This window comes from Xanthomonas protegens (genome assembly GCF_038442435.1).
In the GTDB taxonomy this organism is placed as follows: domain Bacteria; phylum Pseudomonadota; class Gammaproteobacteria; order Xanthomonadales; family Xanthomonadaceae; genus Xanthomonas_A; species Xanthomonas_A sontii.
The window spans coordinates 664,535-687,821 of sequence record NZ_JAQJCQ010000001.1 but is presented as its reverse complement, the minus strand read 5'-3'; the positions used below and the strand labels follow the sequence as shown (position 1 = coordinate 687,821).

Annotated in this window: 27 protein-coding genes; 7 read left to right on the top strand and 20 right to left on the bottom strand. The window is 68.6% G+C overall.

The features are described 5' to 3' along the window. Positions 1 to 57 precede the first annotated feature (57 nt). The 9 genes from mgtE to PIQ37_RS02980 form a co-directional block, all read right to left on the bottom strand. Entirely contained in the window at positions 58 to 1,416 is a 1,359-nt protein-coding gene (gene mgtE, locus PIQ37_RS03020) for a magnesium transporter (RefSeq protein WP_017913818.1), read from the bottom strand. A 614-nt stretch (positions 1,417 to 2,030) separates the two neighbouring features. Next, positions 2,031 to 3,749: a phosphoenolpyruvate--protein phosphotransferase gene (gene ptsP, locus PIQ37_RS03015; RefSeq protein WP_342072291.1), complete on the bottom strand. Its 1,719-nt coding sequence runs from the start codon at positions 3,747 to 3,749 to the stop codon at positions 2,031 to 2,033. A 58-nt stretch (positions 3,750 to 3,807) separates the two neighbouring features. Continuing rightward, the gene (locus PIQ37_RS03010) at positions 3,808 to 4,077 is read right to left on the bottom strand and encodes an HPr family phosphocarrier protein (protein ID WP_010344110.1); all 270 of its coding nucleotides are present in this window, start codon (positions 4,075 to 4,077) and stop codon (positions 3,808 to 3,810) included. Beyond that, entirely contained in the window at positions 4,070 to 4,462 is a 393-nt protein-coding gene (locus PIQ37_RS03005; protein ID WP_184645748.1) for a PTS sugar transporter subunit IIA, read from the bottom strand. The genes PIQ37_RS03010 and PIQ37_RS03005 overlap by 8 nt, the downstream gene beginning before the upstream one ends. Positions 4,463 to 4,616: 154 nt before the next feature. Continuing rightward, positions 4,617 to 5,495, bottom strand: a complete 879-nt coding sequence (rapZ, locus tag PIQ37_RS03000; RefSeq protein WP_017915555.1) for an RNase adapter RapZ — start codon at positions 5,493 to 5,495, stop codon at positions 4,617 to 4,619. Continuing rightward, entirely contained in the window at positions 5,492 to 6,442 is a 951-nt protein-coding gene (gene hprK, locus PIQ37_RS02995; RefSeq protein ID WP_017910661.1) for an HPr(Ser) kinase/phosphatase, read from the bottom strand. The genes rapZ and hprK overlap by 4 nt, the downstream gene beginning before the upstream one ends. Next, the gene (locus PIQ37_RS02990) at positions 6,439 to 6,891 is read right to left on the bottom strand and encodes a PTS sugar transporter subunit IIA (RefSeq protein ID WP_017913815.1); all 453 of its coding nucleotides are present in this window, start codon (positions 6,889 to 6,891) and stop codon (positions 6,439 to 6,441) included. The genes hprK and PIQ37_RS02990 overlap by 4 nt, the downstream gene beginning before the upstream one ends. Positions 6,892 to 6,912: 21 nt before the next feature. Next, complete coding sequence (gene hpf / locus PIQ37_RS02985) at positions 6,913 to 7,230, bottom strand: ribosome hibernation-promoting factor, HPF/YfiA family (RefSeq protein WP_152236581.1); 318 nt, start codon at positions 7,228 to 7,230, stop codon at positions 6,913 to 6,915. Positions 7,231 to 7,278: 48 nt separating this feature from the next. Beyond that, on the bottom strand, positions 7,279 to 8,700 hold the full coding sequence (locus tag PIQ37_RS02980) for an RNA polymerase factor sigma-54 (RefSeq protein WP_407136424.1): 1,422 nt from the start codon (positions 8,698 to 8,700) through the stop codon (positions 7,279 to 7,281). A gap of 530 nt (positions 8,701 to 9,230) precedes the next feature. On the opposite strand from PIQ37_RS02980, the gene PIQ37_RS02975 reads away from it, so the two are divergent. After that, entirely contained in the window at positions 9,231 to 9,899 is a 669-nt protein-coding gene (locus PIQ37_RS02975; protein WP_342072289.1) for a hypothetical protein, read from the top strand. 2 nt (positions 9,900 to 9,901) lie between these two features. Here the strand turns inward: PIQ37_RS02975 and lptB are convergent, their stop codons facing one another. From lptB to PIQ37_RS02950, 5 genes are all read right to left on the bottom strand, one after another. Further along, positions 9,902 to 10,621, bottom strand: a complete 720-nt coding sequence (gene lptB, locus PIQ37_RS02970; RefSeq protein ID WP_295919966.1) for an LPS export ABC transporter ATP-binding protein — start codon at positions 10,619 to 10,621, stop codon at positions 9,902 to 9,904. After that, positions 10,621 to 11,214, bottom strand: coding sequence for a lipopolysaccharide transport periplasmic protein LptA (gene lptA, locus PIQ37_RS02965; protein WP_043091258.1), 594 nt, complete (start codon positions 11,212 to 11,214; stop codon positions 10,621 to 10,623). Before lptA ends, lptB begins: the two co-directional genes overlap by 1 nt. Beyond that, positions 11,192 to 11,758 (bottom strand): LPS export ABC transporter periplasmic protein LptC, encoded by a 567-nt coding sequence (gene lptC, locus PIQ37_RS02960; protein WP_152182017.1) that lies wholly within the window; start codon positions 11,756 to 11,758, stop codon positions 11,192 to 11,194. The genes lptA and lptC overlap by 23 nt, the downstream gene beginning before the upstream one ends. Next, on the bottom strand, positions 11,755 to 12,303 hold the full coding sequence (locus PIQ37_RS02955) for a KdsC family phosphatase (RefSeq protein ID WP_017910666.1): 549 nt from the start codon (positions 12,301 to 12,303) through the stop codon (positions 11,755 to 11,757). Before PIQ37_RS02955 ends, lptC begins: the two co-directional genes overlap by 4 nt. A gap of 88 nt (positions 12,304 to 12,391) precedes the next feature. Further along, positions 12,392 to 13,393 (bottom strand): KpsF/GutQ family sugar-phosphate isomerase, encoded by a 1,002-nt coding sequence (locus tag PIQ37_RS02950; RefSeq protein ID WP_342072288.1) that lies wholly within the window; start codon positions 13,391 to 13,393, stop codon positions 12,392 to 12,394. 52 nt (positions 13,394 to 13,445) lie between these two features. Between PIQ37_RS02950 and PIQ37_RS02945 the strand changes: the two genes are divergently transcribed. Genes PIQ37_RS02945 through PIQ37_RS02935 form a run of 3 tightly spaced genes read left to right on the top strand, consistent with a single transcriptional unit; the run spans position 13,446 to position 15,319 of the window. After that, a complete protein-coding gene (locus PIQ37_RS02945; RefSeq protein ID WP_010344098.1) occupies positions 13,446 to 13,688 on the top strand; it encodes a BolA family protein in 243 nt (80 codons plus the stop codon). A gap of 45 nt (positions 13,689 to 13,733) precedes the next feature. Next, positions 13,734 to 15,008, top strand: a complete 1,275-nt coding sequence (murA, locus tag PIQ37_RS02940) for a UDP-N-acetylglucosamine 1-carboxyvinyltransferase (RefSeq protein WP_010344097.1) — start codon at positions 13,734 to 13,736, stop codon at positions 15,006 to 15,008. Next, on the top strand, positions 15,005 to 15,319 hold the full coding sequence (locus PIQ37_RS02935) for a hypothetical protein (protein ID WP_010344096.1): 315 nt from the start codon (positions 15,005 to 15,007) through the stop codon (positions 15,317 to 15,319). Before murA ends, PIQ37_RS02935 begins: the two co-directional genes overlap by 4 nt. Before the next feature lie 414 nt (positions 15,320 to 15,733). Here PIQ37_RS02935 and PIQ37_RS02930 read toward each other — a convergent pair whose 3' ends face one another. The 6 genes from PIQ37_RS02930 to purM all read right to left on the bottom strand — a co-directional run bounded on the left by PIQ37_RS02930 (position 15,734) and on the right by purM (position 20,135). Beyond that, positions 15,734 to 16,417 (bottom strand): DUF3108 domain-containing protein, encoded by a 684-nt coding sequence (locus PIQ37_RS02930; protein ID WP_017910671.1) that lies wholly within the window; start codon positions 16,415 to 16,417, stop codon positions 15,734 to 15,736. A gap of 2 nt (positions 16,418 to 16,419) precedes the next feature. After that, a complete protein-coding gene (locus tag PIQ37_RS02925) occupies positions 16,420 to 17,274 on the bottom strand; it encodes a DUF3108 domain-containing protein (RefSeq protein ID WP_342072287.1) in 855 nt (284 codons plus the stop codon). Positions 17,275 to 17,336: 62 nt separating this feature from the next. Next, positions 17,337 to 17,990 carry a phosphoribosylglycinamide formyltransferase gene (purN, locus tag PIQ37_RS02920; RefSeq protein ID WP_342072286.1) on the bottom strand — a complete coding sequence of 218 codons (654 nt, stop codon included), beginning with the start codon at positions 17,988 to 17,990 and terminating at the stop codon, positions 17,337 to 17,339. Further along, positions 17,987 to 18,433: a hypothetical protein gene (locus PIQ37_RS02915; RefSeq protein ID WP_342072285.1), complete on the bottom strand. Its 447-nt coding sequence runs from the start codon at positions 18,431 to 18,433 to the stop codon at positions 17,987 to 17,989. Before PIQ37_RS02915 ends, purN begins: the two co-directional genes overlap by 4 nt. An 8-nt stretch (positions 18,434 to 18,441) precedes the next feature. Next, on the bottom strand, positions 18,442 to 19,071 hold the full coding sequence (locus PIQ37_RS02910) for a DUF2238 domain-containing protein (RefSeq protein ID WP_342072284.1): 630 nt from the start codon (positions 19,069 to 19,071) through the stop codon (positions 18,442 to 18,444). A 5-nt stretch (positions 19,072 to 19,076) separates the two neighbouring features. Beyond that, entirely contained in the window at positions 19,077 to 20,135 is a 1,059-nt protein-coding gene (gene purM, locus PIQ37_RS02905) for a phosphoribosylformylglycinamidine cyclo-ligase (protein WP_342072283.1), read from the bottom strand. A gap of 106 nt (positions 20,136 to 20,241) precedes the next feature. On the opposite strand from purM, the gene PIQ37_RS02900 reads away from it, so the two are divergent. The 3 genes from PIQ37_RS02900 to hda are packed head-to-tail and all read left to right on the top strand — an operon-like array spanning position 20,242 to position 23,239. Then, a complete protein-coding gene (locus tag PIQ37_RS02900) occupies positions 20,242 to 21,345 on the top strand; it encodes a DUF2066 domain-containing protein (protein ID WP_342072282.1) in 1,104 nt (367 codons plus the stop codon). After that, positions 21,342 to 22,511 carry an AI-2E family transporter gene (locus PIQ37_RS02895; RefSeq protein ID WP_342072281.1) on the top strand — a complete coding sequence of 390 codons (1,170 nt, stop codon included), beginning with the start codon at positions 21,342 to 21,344 and terminating at the stop codon, positions 22,509 to 22,511. Before PIQ37_RS02900 ends, PIQ37_RS02895 begins: the two co-directional genes overlap by 4 nt. After that, positions 22,508 to 23,239, top strand: coding sequence for a DnaA regulatory inactivator Hda (hda, locus tag PIQ37_RS02890; protein ID WP_342072280.1), 732 nt, complete (start codon positions 22,508 to 22,510; stop codon positions 23,237 to 23,239). The genes PIQ37_RS02895 and hda overlap by 4 nt, the downstream gene beginning before the upstream one ends. Positions 23,240 to 23,287 lie beyond the last annotated feature (48 nt).

The following is a 23,287-nucleotide window of genomic DNA, read 5'->3' as shown; positions in this document are numbered from 1 at the left end:
CTGCTGCCGCTCCGTGCGGCGCGCTGGCGGGAACCGCGCCCGCCGCATGGACACGCCCTACAGCAGGACCAACGTGGCCAGGCCGAGGAAGCTGAGGAAGCCCATCACGTCGGTCAGCGTGGTCAGGATCACCCCGCCGGCCAGCGCCGGATCGAAGCCCAGGCGCTTGAGCGTCAGCGGTACCAGCACGCCGCCCAGCGCGGCGGTGAGCAGGTTGATGGTCAGCGCCGAGCCGATCACCAGCGACAGCAGCGGCTGCTTGAACCACAGCAGCACGATCAGGCCCAGGCCGATGCCCAGCGCCAGGCCGTTGATCAGCGCCACCGCCAGCTCCTTGCGCAGCAGCACGATCACGTTGGAGGCGCCGATCTGGCCCAGCGCCAGGCCGCGCACCATCAGCGCCAGCACCTGGGTGCCGGCGTTGCCGCCCATGCCGGCCACGATCGGCATCAGCGCGGCCAGCGCCACCAGCTTGGCGATGGTGCCCTCGAACTGGCCGACCACGCTGGAGGCGATGAAGGCGGTGCCGAGGTTGATCGTCAGCCACAGCAGGCGGCGCCGGAACGCGCGCCGCACCGGGCTGAACAGGTCTTCGTCCTCGTCCAGGCCGGCGGCGCTCATCGCCTGGTGCTCGGCCTGGTCGCGGATGATGTCGACCACGTCGTCGATGGTGATGCGGCCGAGCAGGATGTTGTTGTCGTCCACCACCGGCGCGGAGATCCAGTCGTGGTCGGAGAACTGCCGCGCGACCTCGTCGGCGCCTTCGCCGACGTCGATCGCCGGCTGCTCGTCGTCGATCAGCCGGTTGATCGGGGTGGAGTCCTCGTGGGTCACCAGCGCCGCCAGCGACACCCGCCCCAGGTACTGGTGGCGGCGGCTGACCACGAACAGGTGGTCGGTGTGGTCCGGCAGTTCGCCGCGCAGGCGCAGGTAGCGCAGCACCACGTCGACGTTGACGTCGGCGCGCACGGTGACCACGTCCGGGTTCATCAGGCGGCCGGCGCTGTCCTCGGGATACGACAGCACCTGCTCGAGCCGCTCGCGGTTCTCGCGGTCCATCGACTTGAGCACTTCGTCGATGACCGTGTCCGGCAAGTCCTCGACCAGGTTCGCCAGGTCGTCGATGTCCAAGTCTTCGACCGCGGCGACGATTTCGTCCGGGTCCATGTCCGCGAGCAGGCTCTCGCGCACTTCCTCGCCGACGTGGACCAGCACCTCGCCGTCGTCCTCCGGATCGACCAGCCCCCACACCACCTCGCGCTTGCCCGGCGGCAGCGACTCCAGCAGGTTGCCGATCTCGGCCGGCGCCAGCGTATTGACCAGCCGCCGCACCGGGCCCAGGCGCCCGCTGTCCAGCGCATCGGACAGCATGCGCAGCTGCCGCGCGGTCTTGTCGTGGCGGACGGCGTCGGCCATGCGCTGCTCCCTTGGGTGAGGCCGCGCTCCGGAGAAACGCGGTCGGTCAGATGTTCATCCCAACATTATCGCCTGCATGTTGCGGGAAGCACAGTGTTGGTGGGGCCGGGATTGGGGAATCGGGAATCGGGAATCGCAAGTGCAGAGCGAAGCAGGGTCAGTGCGCTCGGAGAAAAGCGAGGGAGCAGGAAGCGACCAGCTTGCTCTTGGGGAGGTGGGCGAAAGGCAAAGGGCAGGGTGCAGGAACAGGGGAGCAGGGGAATAGGTAGCACCGAGAAGGAAGCAGAGAGCAGTGCAGAAGGCAGGAAAAAAGAAGGCAGAAAGCCAGGGAGAGGGATGTCGATGTGGGGATGATGCATCTACGCCGGCACGCGGGCGACGGTTTTTTGTGGGAGGGACTTCAGTCCCGACGCGATAAGGGTTCGGGCGTCGGGACTGAAGTCCCTCCCACAAGGGTGCAACGTTGATTGGCCCCGGCCTGTGCGCGCGGCGACCCGGTTTTCTGTAGGAGCGGCTTCAGCCGCGACAGGTGGTGCCGGCCAAGCTTGTGATGCTTGAACTTGTCGCGGCTGAAGCCGCGCCTCCGCGATGCAATGCCGCAACGCGCGCGGACGTCACCCGATCGCGCAACCCAGCCAGCGCTCGATGCCTTTGCGGTCGCGCGCCTGCAGCAGCTTGGCGCCGCGCTGGCGCAGGGTCTGCAGGTCGGTGTCGCGGATCACCTGGCGTACTTCCAGCATCGTTGCCGGGTGCAGGCTGAACTCGCGCAGCCCCAGCGCGAGCAGCATCGGCGTCAATGTCGGGTCGCCGGCGATCTCGCCGCACACCGCCACCGGTTTGCCATGGGCCTGGCCGGTGGCGATCACCTGCGCGATCAGCCGCAGCACCGCCGGATGCAGCGGCGAATACAGCGCGGCCACCGCTTCGTTGTTGCGGTCGGCGGCGAGCAGGTACTGCACCAGGTCGTTGGTGCCGATCGAGAGGAAGTCGATCGTGTCGATGAAGGTATCCAGGGCCAGCGCTGCGGCCGGCACCTCGATCATCGCGCCGAGTTGCACCTGCTCGGCGATGGCATGACCGTCGCGGCGCAACTGCGCGGCGATGCGCTTGAGATGCCGGCGCATCGCCAGCAGTTCCTCGCGCGTGCTGACCATCGGCACCAGCACCCGCACCGGGCCGTAGGCGGAGGCGCGCAGCAGCGCGCGCAACTGGGTGTCGGAGACCTTGGGCCGGGCCAGCGACAGGCGCACGCCGCGCAGCCCCAGCGCCGGGTTTTCTTCATTGCTCATGGTCAGGCCGGTGCGATCGGCCTTGTCCGCGCCCAGGTCCAGGGTACGGATGGTCACCGGCCGGCCGCTCATGCCCAGCACCGCGTCGCGGTAGGTGTGGAACTGTTCTTCCTCGTCGGGCAGCGCATCGCGCTGCAGGAACAGGAATTCGGTGCGGTACAGGCCCAGACCGTCGGCGCCGAGCGCGTGCGCGCGGGTGACGTCGTCGCGCGACTCGGCATTGGCCAGCAGGGTGATGTCGACGCCGTCGCGGGTGCGGCTGGGCTTGGAGCGCAGCTTGCCCAGGCTGCGCTGCAGCTTGGCCTGCTCGCGCACGCGGCTGCGGTAGTCGCGCAGGTCGTCGGGAGTCGGGTCGACCAGCACCGCGCCCTGGGTGCCGTCGATGATCAGCACGTCGCCGTCATTGATCTTCTGCAGCGCGTCGGCGACGCCGACCACCAGCGGCAGGTGCAGGCTGCGCGCCAGGATCGCGCTGTGCGAGAGGGTGCTGCCGGCGCTGGTGACGATGCCGACCACGCCCTGCGCCTGCAGTTGCGCCAGTTCCGACGGCGCCACGTTCTCGCACACCAGGATCTCGCCGGCCAGGCCTTCGCTGTCCGGCTGGCGCTTCTGCAGGAATGCATGGATCCGCCCGATCACATGGTCCAGATCGTCCATGCGGCTCTTGAGGTAGGCGTCTTCCATGTCGTCAAACACGGTCGCCAGGCGGTCGCGCTGCAGGCGCAGCGCGTAGTCGGCGCTGTAGCGGCCGGTGCGGATCAGTTCGTCCAGGCCGTGCAGCAGTTCCGGGTCGTCGAGCAGCAGCGCGTGCAGGTCGAGGAATTCGCCGACCTCCTTGGCCAGGGCACCGTGCAGGCGCTGGCGCAGGCCGTGCATCTCCTCGCGCGCGGCGTCCACCGCACGGTGCAGGCGATCGAGTTCTTCGGGAATCTGCGCGGCGCCGATGCGTTGCTCGGCCACCTCCAGCGCATGCGGCAGGCGCACCCGCGCCCGGCCCAGGGCATTGCCGCGCGAGGCGCCATGGCCGGCGATGCGCACGCTCACCGCGCGTGCCCCGTGCGGCGGCACCGCGTCCCTGCCTGCGGCCGCCGGCGGCGCATGCTCAGCTGTCCTCGTCGAAGCGCCGCTCGAACAGGTCGACCACGGCCTTGAGCGCCTCGGCTTCGTCGGCGCCGTCCACCCGCACCGTCACCGGCGTGCCCTGCGCGGCGGCCAGCAGCATCACGCCCATGATGCTCTTGGCGTTGACCTCGCGGCCCTTGGCCGCCAGCGTGGCGTTGCAGCGGAACGAGGACAGCGTCTGCACCAGTTTGGCAGTGGCGCGGGCGTGCAGGCCGAGGCGGTTGGAGACCAGCAGTTCGCGTTCAAGCATCGTCGATCACCACGCCGTTGCGCGAGCCGGCGGCGGCGGTCGCGGGCAACTGCTCCAGTCCTTGTTCGGGGTAGTTCATGATCCGCAGCAGCATCGGCAGGCTCAACGCCGAGACGCGCCGCACCGGCGTGCCCAGGCGCGCCAGCCGCGCGGCGAGATTGCTCGGGCTGGCGCCGTACAGATCCGTCACCACCAGCACGCCATCGCCGTCGTCCACCCGCCGCAACGCGGCCGACGCCTGCGGCAGCAGCGCCTCCAGGTCGGCATCGAACGGCACTTCGAACGCTTCGGTCTTCAGCGGCAACTGCCGCAACAGCCGGGTCGCCACGCTCAACAGCGCCGCGCCGATCCCGGGATGAGTGATGAGGAGAATGCCACAGGCCATGGGAGAACGTTAACAGGTCAGGCAGGGCGCAGGGAATGCCTGTAGGGAGCTGGGATTGGGGATTCGGGATTGGAGATTGGCAAAAGCGGGGGCGTTGCTCTGGGTCTTGCGAATCCCCAATCCCGAATCCCGAATCCCCAATCCCCGCCTTCGATCAATCCTGCTCGCGATGGAAGGTCGCCACTTCCGGCCAGCCCTGTTCGCGGGCGTGGCGGGCCAAGCGTTCTGCCAGGTAGACCGAGCGGTGCTTGCCGCCGGTGCAGCCGAAGGCGATGGTCACGTAGCTGCGGGTGTCGTTGCGCAGCCGCGGCAGCCAGGTGTCGAGGAAGTCGATCAGCTGCGCGGTGTAGCGCTGCACGTCCGGTTGCGCGTCCAGGTACTCGCGCACACCGCTGTCGCGGCCGGTCATCGGCCGCAGCTCCGGGTCCCAGTGCGGATTCGGCAGCACCCGCGCATCGAACACGAAATCCGCCTCGGCCGGGACGCCGCGCTTGTAGGCGAACGACTCGAACAGCAGCGACAAGGTGTTCTCGGCGGACAGTGCGAACTCGGTGGTGACCCGCCGGCGCAACTGGTGCACGTTGAGCGTGCTGGTGTCGATCACCGCATCGGCCGCCTCGCGCAGCGGCTCGGTGAGGGCGCGCTCGCGCTCGATCGCTTCCGGCAGCGACAGGCCCTGGCGCGATAGCGGATGGCGCCGGCGGGTGTCGGCGTAGCGCTTGATCAGCGCCTCGTCGTTGGCGTCGAAGAACAACAGCCGCGCATCCAGGCCGAACTGCGCCACCGCCTCGCGCCAGCGCGAGAGCTGGCTCAGGTCGCTGTGGCGGCTGCGCACGTCGATGCCCACCGCCAGCTTGCTGGGGCCGGCATCCTCGCGCACCAGGCTCTTGACGAAGGCCGGCAGCAGTTCCACCGGCAGGTTGTCGACGCAGTAGTAGTCCAGGTCCTCGAAGGTCTTCAGTGCCACCGACTTGCCGGAGCCGGACAGGCCGCTGACGATGACCAGGGTGGAGGTGGGGGCGCCGTCGGTCATGGGCTGCGCCGCTCCAGCAGGTTGCTGTGGCGGGCGATGAACATCGCCGCCGGATCGATGCCCTTGGTGCGCAGGATGTGCAGGCGCGTGGCGGCCTCGGTCAGCACCGCCAGGTTGCGGCCGGGCATCACCGGCAGGGTGATCAGCGGCACGTCCAGGTCCAGCACGTGGCGGGTCCCGGAATCGCCGGTGAGGCGCTCGTAGCCATGGGGCGTGGGCTCGGTCATGGGCCGGGTCAGGTGCACGATGAGCCGAAGGTACTTGTTCTTCTTTACAGCCGTGTCGCCGAACATCTCGCGCACGTTGAGCACGCCGAGCCCGCGCACTTCCAGCAGGTCCTGCAGCAGTTCCGGGCAGGTGCCGTCGAGCACGTCGGGGGCGATCTGGGTGAATTCGGGGGCGTCGTCGGCGACCAGGCGGTGGCCGCGGCTGAGCAGTTCCAGCGCCAGTTCGCTCTTGCCCGAACCCGCCTCGCCGGTGATCAGCACGCCGATCGAGTAGATCTCCATGAACACGCCATGCAGGATCACCCGCGGCGCCAGCGTGCGTGCCAGGTGGTAGGACAGGTGATTGAGCAGTTCGTGGCCGCGCTTGGGCGAGACCCACAGCGGCGTGTCGGATTCGTCGGCGGCCGCGCGCAGGTCTTCCGGGCACGACTGGTTCTTGGTGACCACCAGCGCCAGCGGCCGCACCTGCACGATCTTCTCGATGGTCTCCCAGCGCTGGCGCGCGTCCAGCGAGTCCAGCCAGGCCAGTTCCTCGGTGCCGAGGATCTGCACCTTGTTGGGGTAGATGGTGTTGAGATAGCCGGCGAGCGACGGGCGCCGGGAGACCGCGTTGCCGGCCTCCAGTACCCGATGCTCGCCCTTGTGCCCGGCGATCCAGCGCAGGCCCAGGCGGTCGCGCTGCTGGTCGAACAGCTCGCGTGCGTCGATGCTGGTGTTCATGCGGCGGCCCGTGGCGCGCCGCCGAGCAGCGCATACAGTGCGGCGGCGTCCGGCGCATTGCGCAGGGCGTCGCGGAATTCCTCGATGGAGAACTGCTCGGCCAGTTCGGACAGCAGCATCAGGTGTTGGTGGGTGTAGTGCGCCGGGACGGCCATGGCGAAGATCAGGTCGACCAGGGTGCCCTGGCCGTCGAAATCGATCGGCTGTTGCAGGCGCAGCAGCGCGCCACGTGGGGCGTCCAGGTCCGGCGCGCGGCCGTGCGGGATGGCGATGCCGTGGCCGATGGCGGTGCTGCCGAGCTGCTCGCGCTCGCGCAGGCTGGCGAAGAGTTCATCGGCGCCGGCCTGCTGGCAGGCCAGCAGACCGGCGGCGGTGTGCAGCAGGGTGTCGCGATCGGCGGCCGGAAGCACCTGGGTGCTGACGGCCGCCATCAGATCGGTCAAGGGCATGGCGGCGCAACGTGGGGAGGATCACGCGAGATTGTCGCGCACCTCGGCCGCATGGTGGTCGTGCTTCTTTTCCTTGTGCTTGATGATCAGCCGGTCCAGCTTGTCGGCGAGCAGGTCGATCGCCGCGTACATGGTCTGCGCGGTGGCGTCGGCGTGCAGGGTGCGGCCGGGGACATTGACCGTGGCCTCGACATGATGGTCGGGCTTGCGCAGCGCCAGCTGGGCGCGGACCTCGATGGTTTCCTCGTAGTGTCGCTTCAGCCGTTGCAGCTTGGTCTCCACATACTCGCGCAGGGCGGGGGTGACTTCGATCTGCTGGCCGTAGGTCTCGATACGCATCGGATACTCCTTGGTTCGGGTTTCAGCTATGAACCATTGCCGCCGCCGCTAGCCGATCCGGACGCGTTCGTGGGAGGCGGAAATGTTCATGGCCTCACGATACTTCGCCACGGTGCGGCGCGCTACAGGCACGCCGGCACTTTTCAGCAGGTCGGCCAGCTTGGCGTCAGAAAGCGGCTTGCGCGGGTTTTCCGCATCGATCAGCCGCCGGATCATCGCCTGGATCGCGGTGCTGGAGGCCTCGCCGCCGCTGTCGGTATCGATGCCCGAGGCGAAGAAGGCGCGCAGCGGAATGGTGCCGCGCGGGGTGCGCACGTACTTGCGGGCGATGGCGCGCGAGATGGTGCTCTCGTGCAGGCCCAGTTCGCCAGCGATCTCGCGCAGGGTCAGTGGCCGCAGCGCCTGTTCGCCGAACTCCAGGAAGCCGGCCTGCTGCTTGAGCAGACAGCGGGTCACCTTGAGCAGGGTCTCGCCGCGCGCCTCCAGGCTCTTCAGCAGCCAGCGTGCTTCCTGCAGTTGCCCGCGCAGGTAGCCGGCGTCGCTTTCGCCGCACTGGCGGATCAGTCGCTCGTAGCCACGGTGGATGGTGACCTTGGGTTGCGCGTGCGCGGACAGCGCCGCATGCCAGACCCCGCGCTGGCGCCAGACCACGCAGTCCGGTACCACGTAGGTGTCGCTGCCCAGCTCGCCGATCTGCTTGCCCGGGCGCGGGTCCAGCGAGCGCAGCAGCGCGACCGCGGTGTCGACCTCCGCCGCCGGACGCTTGAGTTCGTGGGCCAGCCCGGCCACGCCGCTGCGCGGCAACCGCTCCAGCGGGCCGTTGGCGATGGTGCGCGCCAGCGCCAGCCCCTGCGTGTCCTCGGGCAGGGTGTCCAATTGCAGGGTCAGGCATTCGCCCAGGCTGCGCGCGGCGATGCCGGCCGGGTCGAAGCGCTGGATCTGGTGCAGCACGGTGAGGATCTCGTCCTCCTCAGCGGCGATGTCCGGGCGCAGCGTCTCGGCGATCGCGGCCAGCGGCTCGCGCAGATAGCCGTCGTCGTCCAAGGCGTCGATCAGCGCCGCGCCGATGCTGCGGTCGCGCGCCGACAGGGGCGACAGGTGCAACTGCCACAGCAGGTGATCGATCAGGGTATCCGGCTCGGCCACGCGCTCGGCCGCGCTGCCCAGGTCGTCGTCGTCGAACGACCCGCCGCTGCTGCCGGCCCAGGCCGGTTCGGCGTCGGCCCAGTCGGCGCCGTCGGCGGCCTGCGTGGCTTCGCCGCGGTCGCCATCGCCGTCGCTACGTGTCTCGCCTGCCGCGTGGTCGCGGTCAAGGCCGTGGTCGGCACCTTCGCTGCGTTCGAACGCCGGTGCGGCGTCCTCGGACCACTCCAGCAGCGGATTGCTCTCCACCGCCTCGGCGATCTCCACCTCCAGCTCGGCGCTGGACATCTGCAACAGCTTGATCGCCTGCCGCAACTGCGGCGTCATGACCAGGTGCTGTCCCAGCGATGTCTGCAGCCGTGCTTTCATCCGTCGTGTGTACTCAGCAGTGAAGCGGTTCTGAATCTTAGCGTTGTCTCAGAGAAGTTACCTGCGCTTGGCGGTAGGGGCTCCTGTGATCGCACTTAACATTTTTGTTGACGATGGATTAATTGGTGTGATATGTATCACGGGCGCGAGCTTTGCAATGGAGTTTGCGCGGATAATCAATGGCTAATACAAAAGGAGTTTGTTTACTATGGCCGTGCCAGTTTTTGCTAAGAAGCTTGCAGGTGTTTTATTGCTTGCGGTTACGACGACAGCGTTTGCAGACTCCGTTAGCATCAATGGGGTTAATTATAGTTGTACCAATAGTTGTGTCGTTACTATCAGTGGCAGTAATGTTCATGTCGCCGATTGTTGTGGCGGTCAAGTAACGATGCGGTTCAATACTCCGGGCACTCCTAAGCCTGGGAATTAATAAACAGTTGCGCCCCTGAAATGGGGTGCCTATACGTCTTGTGCCAATCGGGAGTGCGATGAAAAAGAAGCGGCTTTTGTTTTTCTCTTCCATCGCGCTCCTTGTTTTTGGGGTATTTTATTTTTTTGGATCTTCTTTGCTGTCTGTTGGAAGCATTGGCGACACGCCTGGGTCGGCTGCCCGACTGCGGCAGTCCGTTGATGCAGTTAATGCGGGGGATGATTCAGGTGGAATTCGAGCTGGAGTTCCTAGTAATCCCGTAGTTGGGGAGGGACTCAATGCTGTTGATGGCGGGAGTAAGGAAAATAAAGCGGAAGTGCCGATCGGTGAGAATGCTGTGCTCTCCGGCGATGCTCTGTCTTTAAGTAAGGCAAAAAAGCTTCTAGATAAAGATAATTTCCCGGTGCTGCTACGCGGTTTCGCGGGTAAGTATGCTGGCGATCCGGAGGCTCAGGAATTAAAGAAAATTTATCTGTCTACGATGAAGGAGAAGCTTGCGGTACGCAATGATGTTAGTGGTATCGATTTTGAGTGTGGCACCTCTGTGTGTGTCGGCGAGGTGAATATGTCTGGAAATAAAGACGATGAGGGTCTTGTTTCTGGGATTTTTGGCCCTCCTACTCCGGCTTATGGTTTGCTGGAAACGTCTGAGGTCGTTGGAGGGGTGGTGGAAAAAAGGTTTGTTTTTTCCACCGACCCTAAGGTCAATGCAATATCCTCAAACTAAAATCACAGCTTGAATGTTTCGCCGAGGTAAACTCGTCTTACCTCTGAGTTTGCAAGAAGCATTTCTGGGGAGCCCTGCGCCAACACGCTGCCCTCGTTGAGGATATACGCCCGGTCGCAGATTCCCAAGGTTTCGCGCACGTTGTGGTCGGTGATGAGCACGCCGATGCCGCGTTGCTTGAGGTGGGTGACGATGCGCTGGATTTCGCCGACCGAGATCGGGTCGACGCCGGCGAAGGGCTCGTCGAGCAGCATCAGCCGCGGCTTGGCCGCCAGCGCGCGGGCGATTTCGCAGCGGCGGCGCTCGCCGCCGGAGAGGCTGGCGCCGAGCTGGTCGGCGACGTGGCTGATCTGCAGTTCGTCCAGCAGCGCCACCAGTTCGCGTTCCTGGCCGGCGTTGTCCAGATCCTCGCGCAGTTCCAGCACCAGGCGGATGTTGTCGGCGACGCTGAGCTTGCGGAACACCGACGGCTCCTGCGGCAGGTAGCCGACGCCGAGCTTGGCGCGCTTGTACATCGGCAGCGCGGTGATGTCGTTGCCGTCGAGCACGATGCGCCCGGCATCGGCGTCGACCAGGCCGACGATCATGTAGAAGCAGGTGGTCTTGCCGGCACCGTTGGGGCCGAGCAGGCCGACCACTTCGCCGGCCTCCAGAGTCAGCGCAAAATCACGCACCACTTCGCGCTGCTTGTAGCGCTTGCGCAGGCCTTCGGCGAGCAGCATCACTGGCCTCCTTGTTTCGCAGGCTTGGCCGGCTTGGCTGGCGTCGCGGCCGGTTTGGCGGCAGGCTTCGCGCCGTTCGCAGGCGTGCCGGCCGGAGCAGCGCCAGCGTTCTTCGGCTGGATCACCGTGTGCACGCGGGTGCCGTCGCCGCCGCCTTGCATGTCGCCGGTCTTGGTGTTGTAGACCATGCGCTGGCCGGCGTTGGTGCCCTTGGGCGAGGTCATGCGGTAGTTTCCGGTGAGGATCACCGTGTCGGTGGGCACCTTGTAGTCGATGTTGTCGGCGACCGCGTCCATCGGCGAGCCGTCGTCCAGTTCCTGCTTCAGGGTGGCCTGCTTGCCGGTGAGCACGACACGGTCGATGTCGCCGTTCTTGCGGAACAGGTCGGCAGTATCGGCATGGATCTCCAGCGTGCCCTGGATGATGACGACATTGCCGAAGAAACGGACCTTGCCGTCGTCGGCCATCATGTTGCCGTCCTGCGCGTCGGACTTGATGTCCATCGGCTGGTTGCGGTCGGTCGACTTGGCCAGTGCCAGGGTCGGCAGCAGCAGGGCGAGCAGGGCGAGCTTAGCGGGCAGCATTCGGTTCATAACGGGACTTGACCTGTGAAAGGAGCTTGTACTGCCGGGATTTCAAGTCGACCTGGAAGCCGACGCCGGTCTGCATCATACCGGGCCGGGTCATGGTGACCGGGTCGGCGGTGCGTGCGCTGTTGGTCTGCGGGAAGACGTCCAGGCTCTGGGTACGGAAGGTGGTGGGCGGGATGCTGGGCACCTTGGGGCTGTCGCCGGCGACGTCGTCGCGCAGGCGCAGTTCGTCGCCGTTGGCGCTGACCCAGCCGGTCTTGCTGCGCATTTCCCAGTGCTGGCCGTTGGCGTCGGGCAGCAGGAACAGCGGGGTCACGATCGACATCGTCTGGTCGGCGCGGCTGCGTTCCATCTGCGGCGCGCGCAGGGTCATCGCTTCCTTGCCCTGCTTGTCCAGGCTGACGATCTCGAAGTCGCGGGCGATGTAGTCCACGCTGGCTTCGTCGGACGGATTGCGGCTGGGCTTGCTGCGCTGGTTCCAGGCCGACCAGCCGCTGATCAGGGCGCCGACCAGCAGCAGGCCGCCGAGAGTGGTACGCCAGTTCATGCGCCATGCTCCTGCAGCAGGGACGGGACGTGGCCTTGCGCCGCCAGCAGCACGTCGCACAGTTCGCGGGCGGCGCCTTCGCCGCCGCGGGCGCGGGTGGTCCAGTGCACGTGTTCGGCGGTCCAGGGATGGGCGTTGGCCGGTGCCACCGCCAGGCCGACCACGCGCAGCGGCGCCAGGTCGGGCAGGTCGTCGCCCATGAAGCAGACCTGCTCCAGGCCGATGCCGCGCTCGTCGCACAGCGCCTGCACCCCGGCGCGCTTGTCCTTGACCCCGATCTGCACCAGCAGGCCCAGCTCCTGGCCGCGCTTCTCCGCGGCCAGGCTGGGCCGCGCGGTGATCAGCGCCACGTCGATGCCGTGCCGGCGCAACTGCACCAGGCCCTGGCCGTCGAGCACGTTGAAGGCCTTGCTCTCGTTGCCGTCGCGGTCGTAATACAGGCGGCCGTCGGTCAGCGTGCCGTCCACATCGAAGCACGCCAGGCGGATCCGGGCGGCGCGGTCGATCAGGTCGGCGGGAAGGTCGGCCAGCGGGGAATAGGGCATGTTCGGGATATCGGGGCGGGGAGGCCGGCTTTCCAGCGGCCAGGGCCAGCGGCGTGGAGCGCCACTGGCGGTGAACGGGTTCAGCCTGTTAAACCACTCTGGCGCGCAACAGGTCGTGAATGTTGAGCGCGCCGACCGCGCGGCCGGCCGTGTCGACCACGATCAGGCCATTGATCTGGTGGGTTTCCATCAACCGTGCGGCCTCGGCGGCGAGTTGGTCGGCGCCGATGGTACGCGGCTGCCGGGTCATCACCTCGGCGATGCGGGTCTGGCGCACGTCCAGCGCGCTGTCCAGGGCGCGGCGCAGGTCGCCGTCGGTGAACAGGCCGAGCAGGCGGTCGTCGGCGTCCACCACCGCGGTCATGCCCAGGCGCTTGCGGCTCATCTCCACCAGCGCCTCGCTGAGGCTGGCGTCCTCGCGCACCTTGGGCAGTTCGTCGCCGTGGTGCATGACGTCGGTGATGTGCAGCAGCAGGCGGCGGCCGAGGCTGCCGGCCGGGTGCGAGCGGGCAAAGTCGTCGGCGGTGAAGCCGCGCGCGTCCAGCAACGCCACCGCCAGCGCATCGCCCAGCGCCAGCGAGGCGGTGGTGCTGGAGGTCGGCGCCAGGTCCAGCGGGCAGGCCTCGGCCGGCACGCTGACGTCCAGGTGCAGGTCGGCTTCGCGCGCCAGCGTGGACTGCGCGCGCCCGGTCATCGCGATCACCGCGTTGCCCTGGCGCTTGAGCACCGGCAGCAGCATCAGGATCTCGTCGGACTCGCCGGAATAGGACAACGCCAGGACCACATCGGCGTCGGTGATCATGCCCAGGTCGCCATGCCCGGCCTCGCCCGGGTGCACGAAGAACGCCGGGGTGCCGGTGGAGGCGAGAGTGGCGGCGATCTTGCGCGCCACATGGCCGGACTTGCCCATGCCGGTGGCGACCACGCGCCCGCGCGAACCCAGGATCAGCCGGCAGGCGGCCGCGAACTCGGCGCCGATGCGCGCGCCGACCGCCGCCAGCGCGGCCTGCTCGATCTCGACCACGCGACGGCCGCTGACGACCAGGCCGGCGTCGTCGGGCGTCGTGGGAGACAGGGGCGATACATCCATGCGGGTGCCGGTCGGAGGGTAGAATGGCCGATCATTTTATTAGGAAAGCCCGGTGGACGCCGAAACCATCCGTAAACTCATCGAGGCCGGCCTGCCGGACGCGCAGGTGCAGGTGCAGGGCGACGACGGCGTGCACTTCGAGGCCACCGTGGTCAGCGCCGCCTTCGCCGGCAAGTTGCCGCTGGCCCGCCACCGCATGGTCTACGCCACCCTGGGCGAGCTGATGGGCGGCGCGATCCACGCGCTGGCGCTGAACACCCTGACCCCCGAACAGGCCGAGCGCGCCGCCGGCTGAGCCGCGGCGCGCCCGTTTTTCCCTTTCCCTTCCCCCACGAGACCCATGGCCAAAATCGTAGTGACCGGCGGCAATGCGCTGCACGGTGAAGTCAATATTTCCGGCGCCAAGAACGCCGTGCTGCCGATCCTCTGCGCAACCCTGCTGGCCGATGCGCCGGTGGAGATCACCAACGTGCCGCAGCTGCACGACGTGATCACCACGGTGAAGCTGCTCGGCGAGCTGGGCGCGGAAGTCACCATCGACGAAGGCACGCTGTCGCGCGGCAGCGCGATCACCGTCGACCCGCGCAAGGTCCACCAGCACGTCGCCCCGTACGAACTGGTGCGCACCATGCGCGCCTCGATCCTGGTGCTGGGCCCGTTGCTGGCCAAGTTCGGCGCGGCCGAAGTGTCGCTGCCGGGCGGCTGCGCGATCGGCTCGCGGCCGGTCGACCAGCACATCAAGGGCCTGCAGGCGCTGGGCGCGGAGATCAGTGTCGAGAACGGCTACATCAAGGCCAGCAGCAACGGCCGGCTCAAGGGCGGCCGCTACGTGTTCGACATGGTCAGCGTCACCGGCACCGAGAACGTGCTGATGGCCGCGGCCCTGGCCGACGGCACCACCGTGCTGGAAAACGCGGCGATGGAACCGGAGGTCAGCGACCTGGCCGACTGCCTGATCGCGCTGGGCGCGAAGATCGAAGGCGCCGGCACTTCGCGCATCGTCGTGCACGGCGTGGAGCGCCTGTCCGGCGGTCGCCACGCGGTGCTGCCGGACCGCATCGAGACCGGTACCTTCCTGGTCGCCGCGGCGATGACCGGCGGCAGCGTGACCGTGCGCCGCGCGCGCGCCGACACCCTCGACGCGGTGCTGGACAAGCTCACCGAGGCCGGCGCCAGCATCGAGACCGGCGAGGACTGGATCCGCCTGGACATGCACGGCAAGCGCCCGCGCGCGGTCAGCCTGACCACCGCGCCGTATCCGGCGTTCCCCACCGACATGCAGGCGCAGTTCATGGCGCTCAACTGCGTGGCCGACGGCGTCGGCGTGATCAACGAAACGATCTTCGAGAACCGTTTCATGCACGTCAACGAACTGCTGCGCCTGGGCGCGGACATCCAGATCGAAGGGCATACGGCGATCGTGCGCGGCGCCGAGCGACTCAGCGGCGCACCGGTGATGGCCACCGACCTGCGCGCCTCGGCCTCGCTGATCCTGGCCGGCCTGGTCGCCGACGGCGACACCACCATCGACCGCATCTACCACCTGGACCGGGGATACGAGAACATCGAGGAGAAGCTGGGGGCGCTGGGCGCGTCCATCCGGCGCGTCGCATGATCCTCAGCGGCCGCTTCAGCCGCCGGCGCAAGGTATTGCTGGCGATCGTGGTGGTGCTGCTGGCCTGGGTGGGCTATGCCTGGTACACCGGCATCGCCATCACCCAGGGCATCGAGGAGCGCGACATGGATTGGAACGGCGACGGTCAGGTCACCCGCGACGAGATCTGGCAGTCGTTCTATGCGGTCGGCGTCAGCCGCACCCAGAACGGCCCGCGCGAATGCAGCACGTTCTACTGGCGCAGCACCGGCGCGCAGATCCGCGTGGATTGCCGCACCACCTTCAAGGCCGCGCCGGCGGAGAAGAAGTAAGGGCGTGGGGCAGGGCGCTGCTTAGCCAGCGCCCGCGTTGGGAGTGCGGTAGTGAGAGGCACGGCCGGTTGCCACGCTCCATATCCCATGGATGGGAGTCGACGCGCGCCGCTTTGGTTCTGCTGCAAGTCGCCAGCTGGTTTCCGCAAGACGATTCGCACCCTCGCGTCGGGGCTGAAGCCCCTCCCACATGGGAAGCACCACGGGCAGGGAATTGCTGTTGCGAATCCCGAATCCCGAATCCCGGCTCAGCGCGTCGCGGCTGAAGCCGCTCCTACATGGGAAAAACCCCGGCGGGGGAGCCGCCGTTGCGATTCCCCAATCCGACTCCCCAATCCCAGCCCTGACACGGAAACGATCACGGGCGGGGAACTGCTTTCACGATTCCCCAATCCCGATTCCCCAATCCCGGCCTTACCGCAACGCCTTGATCGTCAGGTCCAGCGCGTCCTGGCCGTTCTCGCGCTGCAGGATGCGCACCGGCACCGGCATGTCCGGCACGATCCAGGCGATGATTTCCTTGGAGCCGTCGGTGCGGCTGACCTTGGTCGCCTGCTCGGTCTTGCCGTTGACGGTGACCGCTTCCTTGCCGGCGACGCGGTAGGTCATCGGCTTGGCGCGGCCCTCGTCGACCATGCGGTAGCTCGGGGTCTTGCCGGCGTTGACGTCGCGCGCGATCGCCAGGTTGATCAGCAGCGCGTCCATGTCGCCCGGCTGCAGCTTCACCGGGCCGCGGCGGTCGGCCTTGAGGTCGCCGCCCCAGGTCGCCTGGCCGGTGCTCCAGTCGTAGTTGGCGGTCACCGCCTTCTTCTTGATCAGGAACACCGAGCGGTCGTCGCTGCTGAGCGGACGCAGCTGCCCGCCCTTTTCCTCGAACACGGTGCTCTGGCTGAGGTCGGCGACCTGGTTCTTGATCGCCAGGCTGTAGCGCCAGCGGTCGGCGCCTTGCTTGGCCAGGGTCATCACGCCGTTGGCCTGCATGCCCATGTAGCTGGCCTGGTAGTCCGCGGTGAACGGCTCCAGGGCCAGGGCGGGCAGGCTCGCCGTGGCCAGCAGGGCGGCGGCGAGGGCGGTCAGCGGGCGGGCGATGCGGGTCATGGTCAGGCTCCTTGGTATTCGGTCAGGCGCAGGTCGATGCGGTCTTCGCCGTCTTCGCGCTGCAGGATGCGCACCGGCGTCGGCACGCCGTTGGCGATCCACAGGATGGTCTCATTGCGGCCGCCATTGGTGCGCGACACCCGCAACGCGTCGTAGCTGATGTCGCCGACCTGCACGGTCTCGGTCTGGTCGGCGGCACGGTAGACATGTTCGCGCACCCGGCCGACGTCGACGAAGCGGTAGGTCATGGTCTTGCCGGGCTGCGCGTCGCGCATCAGCGAGAGGTTGAGCAGCAGCGCGCTCTGGTCGCCGGGCTGCAGCGGGATCGGCGCCTGCCGGTCCTTCTTCAGGTCGCCGTCCCAGCGCGCCACGCCCTGCTTCCAGTCGTACACGCCGGTGACCTTCTTGCCGAAGAACACCGCCTTCTTGACCGTGCTCTGGCTCTGCGGAACGTAGCGGCCGTCCTGCACGGTGAACACCGTGCTCTGTTCGATGTTGAGGCCGAGGATGCTGGCGAAGCCGCTGCGGCCATGCACGCCCAGGTCGACCCGCCACTGGTCGCCGCCGGTATGTACCACGTCCATGCGCGCGTCGCCGGCCGGCTTGCCCTTGTACAGCGCGTCGTAGGTGGCCACGAACGGCTGCAGCGGCGGCGGCGTCCAGGCCTCGGCTGGCAGCGCTGGCGACGCCGAGGCGGCAGGTGCAGGTGCGCCGGTGGCGGGCGCGGTCGGAGCAGGGGCGGTCTGCGGCGCCGGCTGCGCGGCGGGCGCCGGCGCGACCTGCGCACCGACGATGGGCGCCAGCAGGCCGAGGCCGGACGCGACGAGGAAGGCGAACGGACGCGGAGCGAGCTTCATGGGATCGGCTGGCGTGAGCGGGAGGGAAGAGGGGAGGGGCCGCGGAAGGTGCGGCAGCGCATTCAGGGAAGCAGCACGTCGTCGCAATCTAGGCGCAGCGGACTAAACCGGCACTGACCGTCCAGCCAGACCTTGCCGTCCCGTTCAGCCAGACGGCCCGCCGCGGCCAGCCGCAGCACCGCGCACAGCAGCCGGTGTTCGCACGGCAGCAGACGCTGCGCCAGGTCGTCGGGACCGTCGCCGGGCTGCACCGGCACCCGCACCTGCGCGATGACCGCGCCGGCGTCCAGTTCCGGCACCACGAAATGCACGCTGGCGCCGTGCTCGGCGTCGCTGGCCGCCAGGGCCTGGGCATGCGTGTGCAGGCCGCGGTACTTGGGCAGCAGCGAGGGGTGGATGTTGAGCAGGCGCCCACCGAAGCGCTGCACGATGCCTGCGCCGAGAATGCGCATGTAGCCGGCGCAGACCACCCAGTCCGGCCGCGCCGCGGCGACCGCGTCGCCCAGCGCCTGCTCGAAGGCGGCGCGATCGGGGAAGTCCTTGGGCCGCGCCGACCAGCGCCGGTCCAGCGCCACCATCGCCAGCGCCGGCGCCTCCGGACGATCGCCGAACACGCCGACCACCTCGGCATCGAGGGTGCCGGCGGCGATCGCGGCGAGGATGGCCTGCAGGTTGGAGCCGCGCCCGGAGGCGAGGACAGCGAGGCGGAGCGTCATCGGGCGGGGGTCCGGAACAGGGCGCCCACGGCCGGGCGCTGCAATGTCAGCAGGGTGGCGATGCCCAGCGCGGTGCCCAGCGGGAAGCCCAGGCAGGTGATCACGGCGCCGGCGTAGCACAGCCCCAGCTGGCGGCGGTGGCGCAAGGCGCGCGCAACCAGCACCTTGAGCAGCAGCGCGAGCAGGCCGAAGCCGAGCAGGATCGACAGCATCACGATCGCGATGACGCCGCTCTGCGCCTGATCCGGGCTCTGGCCGACGGCGTTGAGCTGCGCCTCCTCGTGCACGCCGTAGGCCAGCACGGCGCCCACCAGCAGCACCACGAAGACCTGCAGCCCCGCCATGACGGCATACAGCGTCGCCAGGGTGTTCAGGTCGGAGGTGGCACGTACCACATCGGCGGCATGGCCGCCGGGGACGGGGAGGGGCGGTGGCAGCGACATCGTCTGTCTCAGCGCGGGGTGGAGGGAAGCGGGCGCGCGGTGCGCCGCCACGGCCAGGCGCTGGCGCAGCCCAGCGTGGCCAGCAGCATGTCCATGTGCGCATCCCAGGGATCGCCCTGCTGGCCGTTGTAGGACTCGGCCTGCTCCGGCGACAGCAGCAGCGCGATCAGCCATTCCAGCCATTCGTAGACCAGGCTGGCGCACATGATCGCCATCGTCGCCAGGACGAAGGCCTGCCGCGCCGACAGCGCCGGCCAGCGCTGGCGCGCGTGATCGCGCAATGCCGGCGCGAAGCACACCCCGAACAGCAGGTGGATCAGCCGGTCGGTGTGGTTGCGCTGCCAGCCGAAGGCCGCGTTCGGCGACCAGCCGCCGGTCATCGCGCGCAGCCACTGGTCGTAGGGCACGTTGGAATACAGCCAGTGCGCGGCGACGTTGTGCACGCTGATGAAGACGCAGATGGCCGCGAACTGGCCGGTGCGCAGCGGCCAGCGCCGGTCGTGCCAGACCAGCCAGGCCAGGCCCAGCACTGCCAGGGAGCTGTGCATGGCCTGTTCCGCCGGCCACAGCGGCCGTATCCAGCTGGCGGCGAACACCGCCAGCGCCAGCGTCAGCCAGGCGCGCTTGGCCGCCGCCATGCGGCTCAGCCGATGTGCACGCGTTCGCCGGCGTCCGCAGCGGCCACCACCGCGCCGATCTGCCAGTGCGCCAGGCCCAGGCTGTCCAGGCTGCGCTCCAGCGCGGCCACCTGCTCCGGCGCGGCGACCAGCACGAAGCCGATGCCGCAGTTGAAGGTGCGCCACATCTCGCTGTCGGCCACCGCGCCTTCGCGCTGCAGCCAGTCGAACACCGGCGGCAGGGTCCAGGCGCTGGCGCGGATGTCCAGGCCCAGGCCGTCGGGGATGACCCGGATGATGTTCTCGGTCAGGCCGCCGCCGGTGATGTGCGCCATGGCGTGGATGGCTTCGCCCTGTTCGCGCAGCAGCGACAGAATCGGCTTGACGTACAGCGCGGTCGGCGCCATCAGCGCGTCGGCCAGGGCCACGCCACCGACCTGCAGCGCGTCCGGGCGCCCGGCGCGGTCGTAGATGCGGCGGATCAGCGAGTAGCCGTTGGAATGCGGGCCGGAGGAGGCAATGCCGATCAGTACGTCGCCCGCGCGCACCCGGGCGCCGTCGAGCAACTGCGACTTCTCCACCGCGCCGACGGTGAAACCGGCCAGGTCGTACTCGCCCGGCGGGTACATGTCGGGCATTTCCGCGGTTTCGCCGCCGATCAGCGCGCAGCCGGCCAGTTCGCAGCCGCGGGCGATGCCGCCGACCACCGCCACGGTGGTCTCCACGTCGAGCTTGCCGGTGGCGAAGTAGTCCAGAAAGAACAGCGGCTCGGCGCCCTGCACCAGCACGTCGTTGACGCACATGCCCACCAGGTCGATGCCGATGGTGTCGTGGCGGCCGAGCTGCTGCGCCAGCTTCAGCTTGGTGCCGACGCCGTCGGTGCCGGACACCAGCACCGGCTCGCGGTACTTGCCGGACAGGTCGAACAGGGCGCCGAAGCCGCCCAGCCCGCCCATCACCTCGGGGCGGAAACTGCGCTTGACCAGGGGCTTGATGCGTTCGACGACGGCGTTGCCGGCATCGATGTCGACGCCGGCGTCGCGGTAGGTCAACGGGGCGGCGGCGGGGGGCTGGGAAGTGGTCACGGGCGGCGGGGTCGGCGGAAAGGCGGCGATTTTAACAGGCCGCATTGGCGCTAGGCCCGCATTCGGGCAACAATTCGCCCCGGATACGCCGAGTACTGGACCCTTCATGCGCCGCAGCCTTGCCTTCCTCCTGTCTTTCGCGCTGTGCCTGCCCGTCGCGACCGCCCTGGCCCAGGCCGAGCTGCGCACCGAGGGCGACGTGGCCGGCGCCACCGGCCCCTACGATGCCGAGGTGCCGGTCAACAGCCAGAGCGAGGGCGACCGCAACGGCGCCCTGGCCCGTGCGCTCGGCGTGGTGCTGGGCAAGATCTCCGGCGACAAGGGCGTGATGTCGCGGCCCGGGGTGACCCAGGCGCTGCGCAATGCCAAGAATCTGGTCGACACCTTCGACTACCGCCAGGACCAGGGCACCTCGCCGAGCGGCGCGCCGACCTTCCGCACCATCCTGGTGGCGCGCTTCCGCCCGCAGGACGTGGACGGCCTGGCCGCGGCCCTGGGCCTGCCGGTGTGGCCGCAGCCGCGGCCCAAGCCGGTGGTGTGGCTGGCCATCGACGACGGCAGCGGCCCGCGCCTGGTCGGCGTGCAGCAGTCCAACGCCGCGCGCAGCCTGCTCGACCGCGCGATCGAGCGTGGCTTCCGCCTCGGCCTGCCCACCGGCAACGCCGCCGAGCAGGCCTTGGCCGGCGCGATCTGGCGCCAGGACACCGCCGCGGTGGCCAGCGCCTCGTCGCGCTACAGCCCGCCGATGCAACTGATCGGCAAGCTGTACCGCGGCAAGGCCGGCGGCTGGACCGCGGACTGGACCTTCGTCGATAGCGGCAAAGTGTTGTCGACCTGGTCGTCCAGCGACGCCGACGCGCGCCGCGCCATGGCCAGCGGTGCCGACGGCGCCGCCGATGCCCTGGTCAAGCGCTACGCCAAGGCGGTCAGCGCCGGCCCGGCCGGGATCTACCGGGTGGTGATCACCGGCATCCGCAGCGCCGACGACTACCTGCGCGCCTCCGCCGCGCTGCAGAACGCCTCGGTGGTGCGGCGCATCGTGCCGGTCCGCGCCGACGGCGATCGCCTGGAACTGGATCTGGATCTGCTCAGCGGCGTGTCCGGCCTGAACCGCATGCTCGGCCCGGACGGCGCGCTGCAGCCGGTGGTCGCGCCGGTCGAGGGTCCGGTGATCCTCAACAGCGAGCCGACGGAGTACCGCCTGAAATGACGCTGTCGCCCGAAGCCGAGATCGCGCTGTTCCTGCGCCGCCTGAAATGGACGGCGGTGATCGTCGGCGTGCTGTGGGTGGTGTGGCTGCTGGCGCCGATCCTGACCCCGTTCGTGCTGGCGCTGTTGCTCGGCTGGCTCGGCGACCCGCTGGTGGACCGCCTGGAGCGCGCCGGGCGCTCGCGCAACATGGCGGTGACCCTGGTGTTCGTGCTGATGGTGCTGCTGCTGGTGCTGGCGCTGGTGATCCTGGTGCCGATGCTGGAGCGGCAGATCGTCACCTTCATCGACGTGCTGCCGCAGGCGCGCGACTGGTTCATCGGCACCGCGATCCCGTGGGCCGAGCAGAAGACCGGACTGGAGCTGATGGCCTGGCTGGATCCGGAGCGGCTGATCGACTGGATCCGCGGGCACTGGCAGCAGGCCGGCGGCGTCGCCGCGACCTTCTTCGGCTACCTGTCGCGCTCGGGCTTCGCGATGGTGACCTGGGTGGTCAACCTGGTGCTGCTGCCGATCCTGACCTTCTACTTCCTGCGCGACTGGGACCTGCTGGTCGCGCGCGTGGCCGCCACCATCCCGCGCAACCACGTCGGCACCATCACCCGCCTGGCGCAGCAATCCAACGAGGTGCTGGGTGCGTTCATCCGCGGCCAGTTCCTGGTGATGCTGGCGCTGGGCGTGATCTACGCCGGCGGCCTGACCCTGGTTGGCCTCAAGCTCGGCCTGTTGATCGGCATCGTCGCCGGCCTGATCAGCTTCATCCCGTACCTGGGCGCGACCACCGGCATCCTGCTGGCGGTGCTGGCCGCCCTGGTGCAGGCCAAGGGCTTCGACCTGCAGTTGCTGATCCTGGTCGGCGTGGTGTTCACCGTCGGCCAGCTGCTGGAAAGCTACGTGCTGACTCCGCGCATCGTCGGCGACAAGATCGGGCTGCATCCGGTGGCGGTGATCTTCGCGGTGATGGCCGGCGGCCAGCTGTTCGGCTTCCTCGGCATGCTGTTGGCGCTGCCGGTGGCGGCGGTGGCCAACGTGCTGCTGCACTACCTGCATGAGCAGTACCGGCAGAGCGACCTGTACGCGGGCGAGAAGTCGGCGATCCTGCTGGATACGGTTACCGAGCGCACCACCATCATCGAACTGCCGCCGCGCAGCCCCGACCAGCCGTGAGCGTGCCGCAACTGCCGCTGGCCCTGCGCTATCCGCCGGAGCAGCGCCTGGACCGCTATCTGGGCGCGCCGGACGGGCTGCTGGCGCAGCTGCAGGCGGTCGCCGACGGCGCCGCCGACGACTGGGTGTACCTGTCCGGCCCCGCCGGCACCGGCAAGACCCATCTGGCCCTGGCGCTGTGCGCGGCCGCCGAACAGGCCGGACGCAGCGCCGCCTATCTGCCGCTGCAGGCCGCCGCAGGCCGCCTGCGCGATGCGCTGGAAGCGCTGGAAGGCCGCGACCTGGTCGCGCTCGACGGCCTGGAGGCGATCGCCGGGCAGCGCGAGGACGAAGTGGCGCTGTTCGATTTCCACAACCGTGCGCGCAGCGCCGGGGTGACCTTGCTGTACACCGCGCAGGCCATGCCCGACGGCCTGGCGCTCAGCCTGCCGGATCTGCGCTCGCGGCTGTCGCAGTGCACCCGCATCGCCCTGGCGCCATTGGACGACGCCGGCCGCGCCGCGGTGCTGCGCGAACGCGCCCAGCGCCGCGGCCTGGTGCTGGAAGACGCGGCCATCGACTGGCTGCTGACCCACGCCGGACGCGACCTGGCCGGTCTGATCGGCTTGCTGGAGCGTCTGGATCGCGAATCGCTGGCGGCGCAGCGGCGGGTGACCGTGCCGTTCTTGCGGCGGGTGCTGGAGGGGCGGGGAGTGGGGAGTGGGGATTCGGGATTCGAGAAGAGCTGAAAGAGCCGGGATTGGTGATTGGGAGTGGAGCTGGTCAAAAGCCGATTG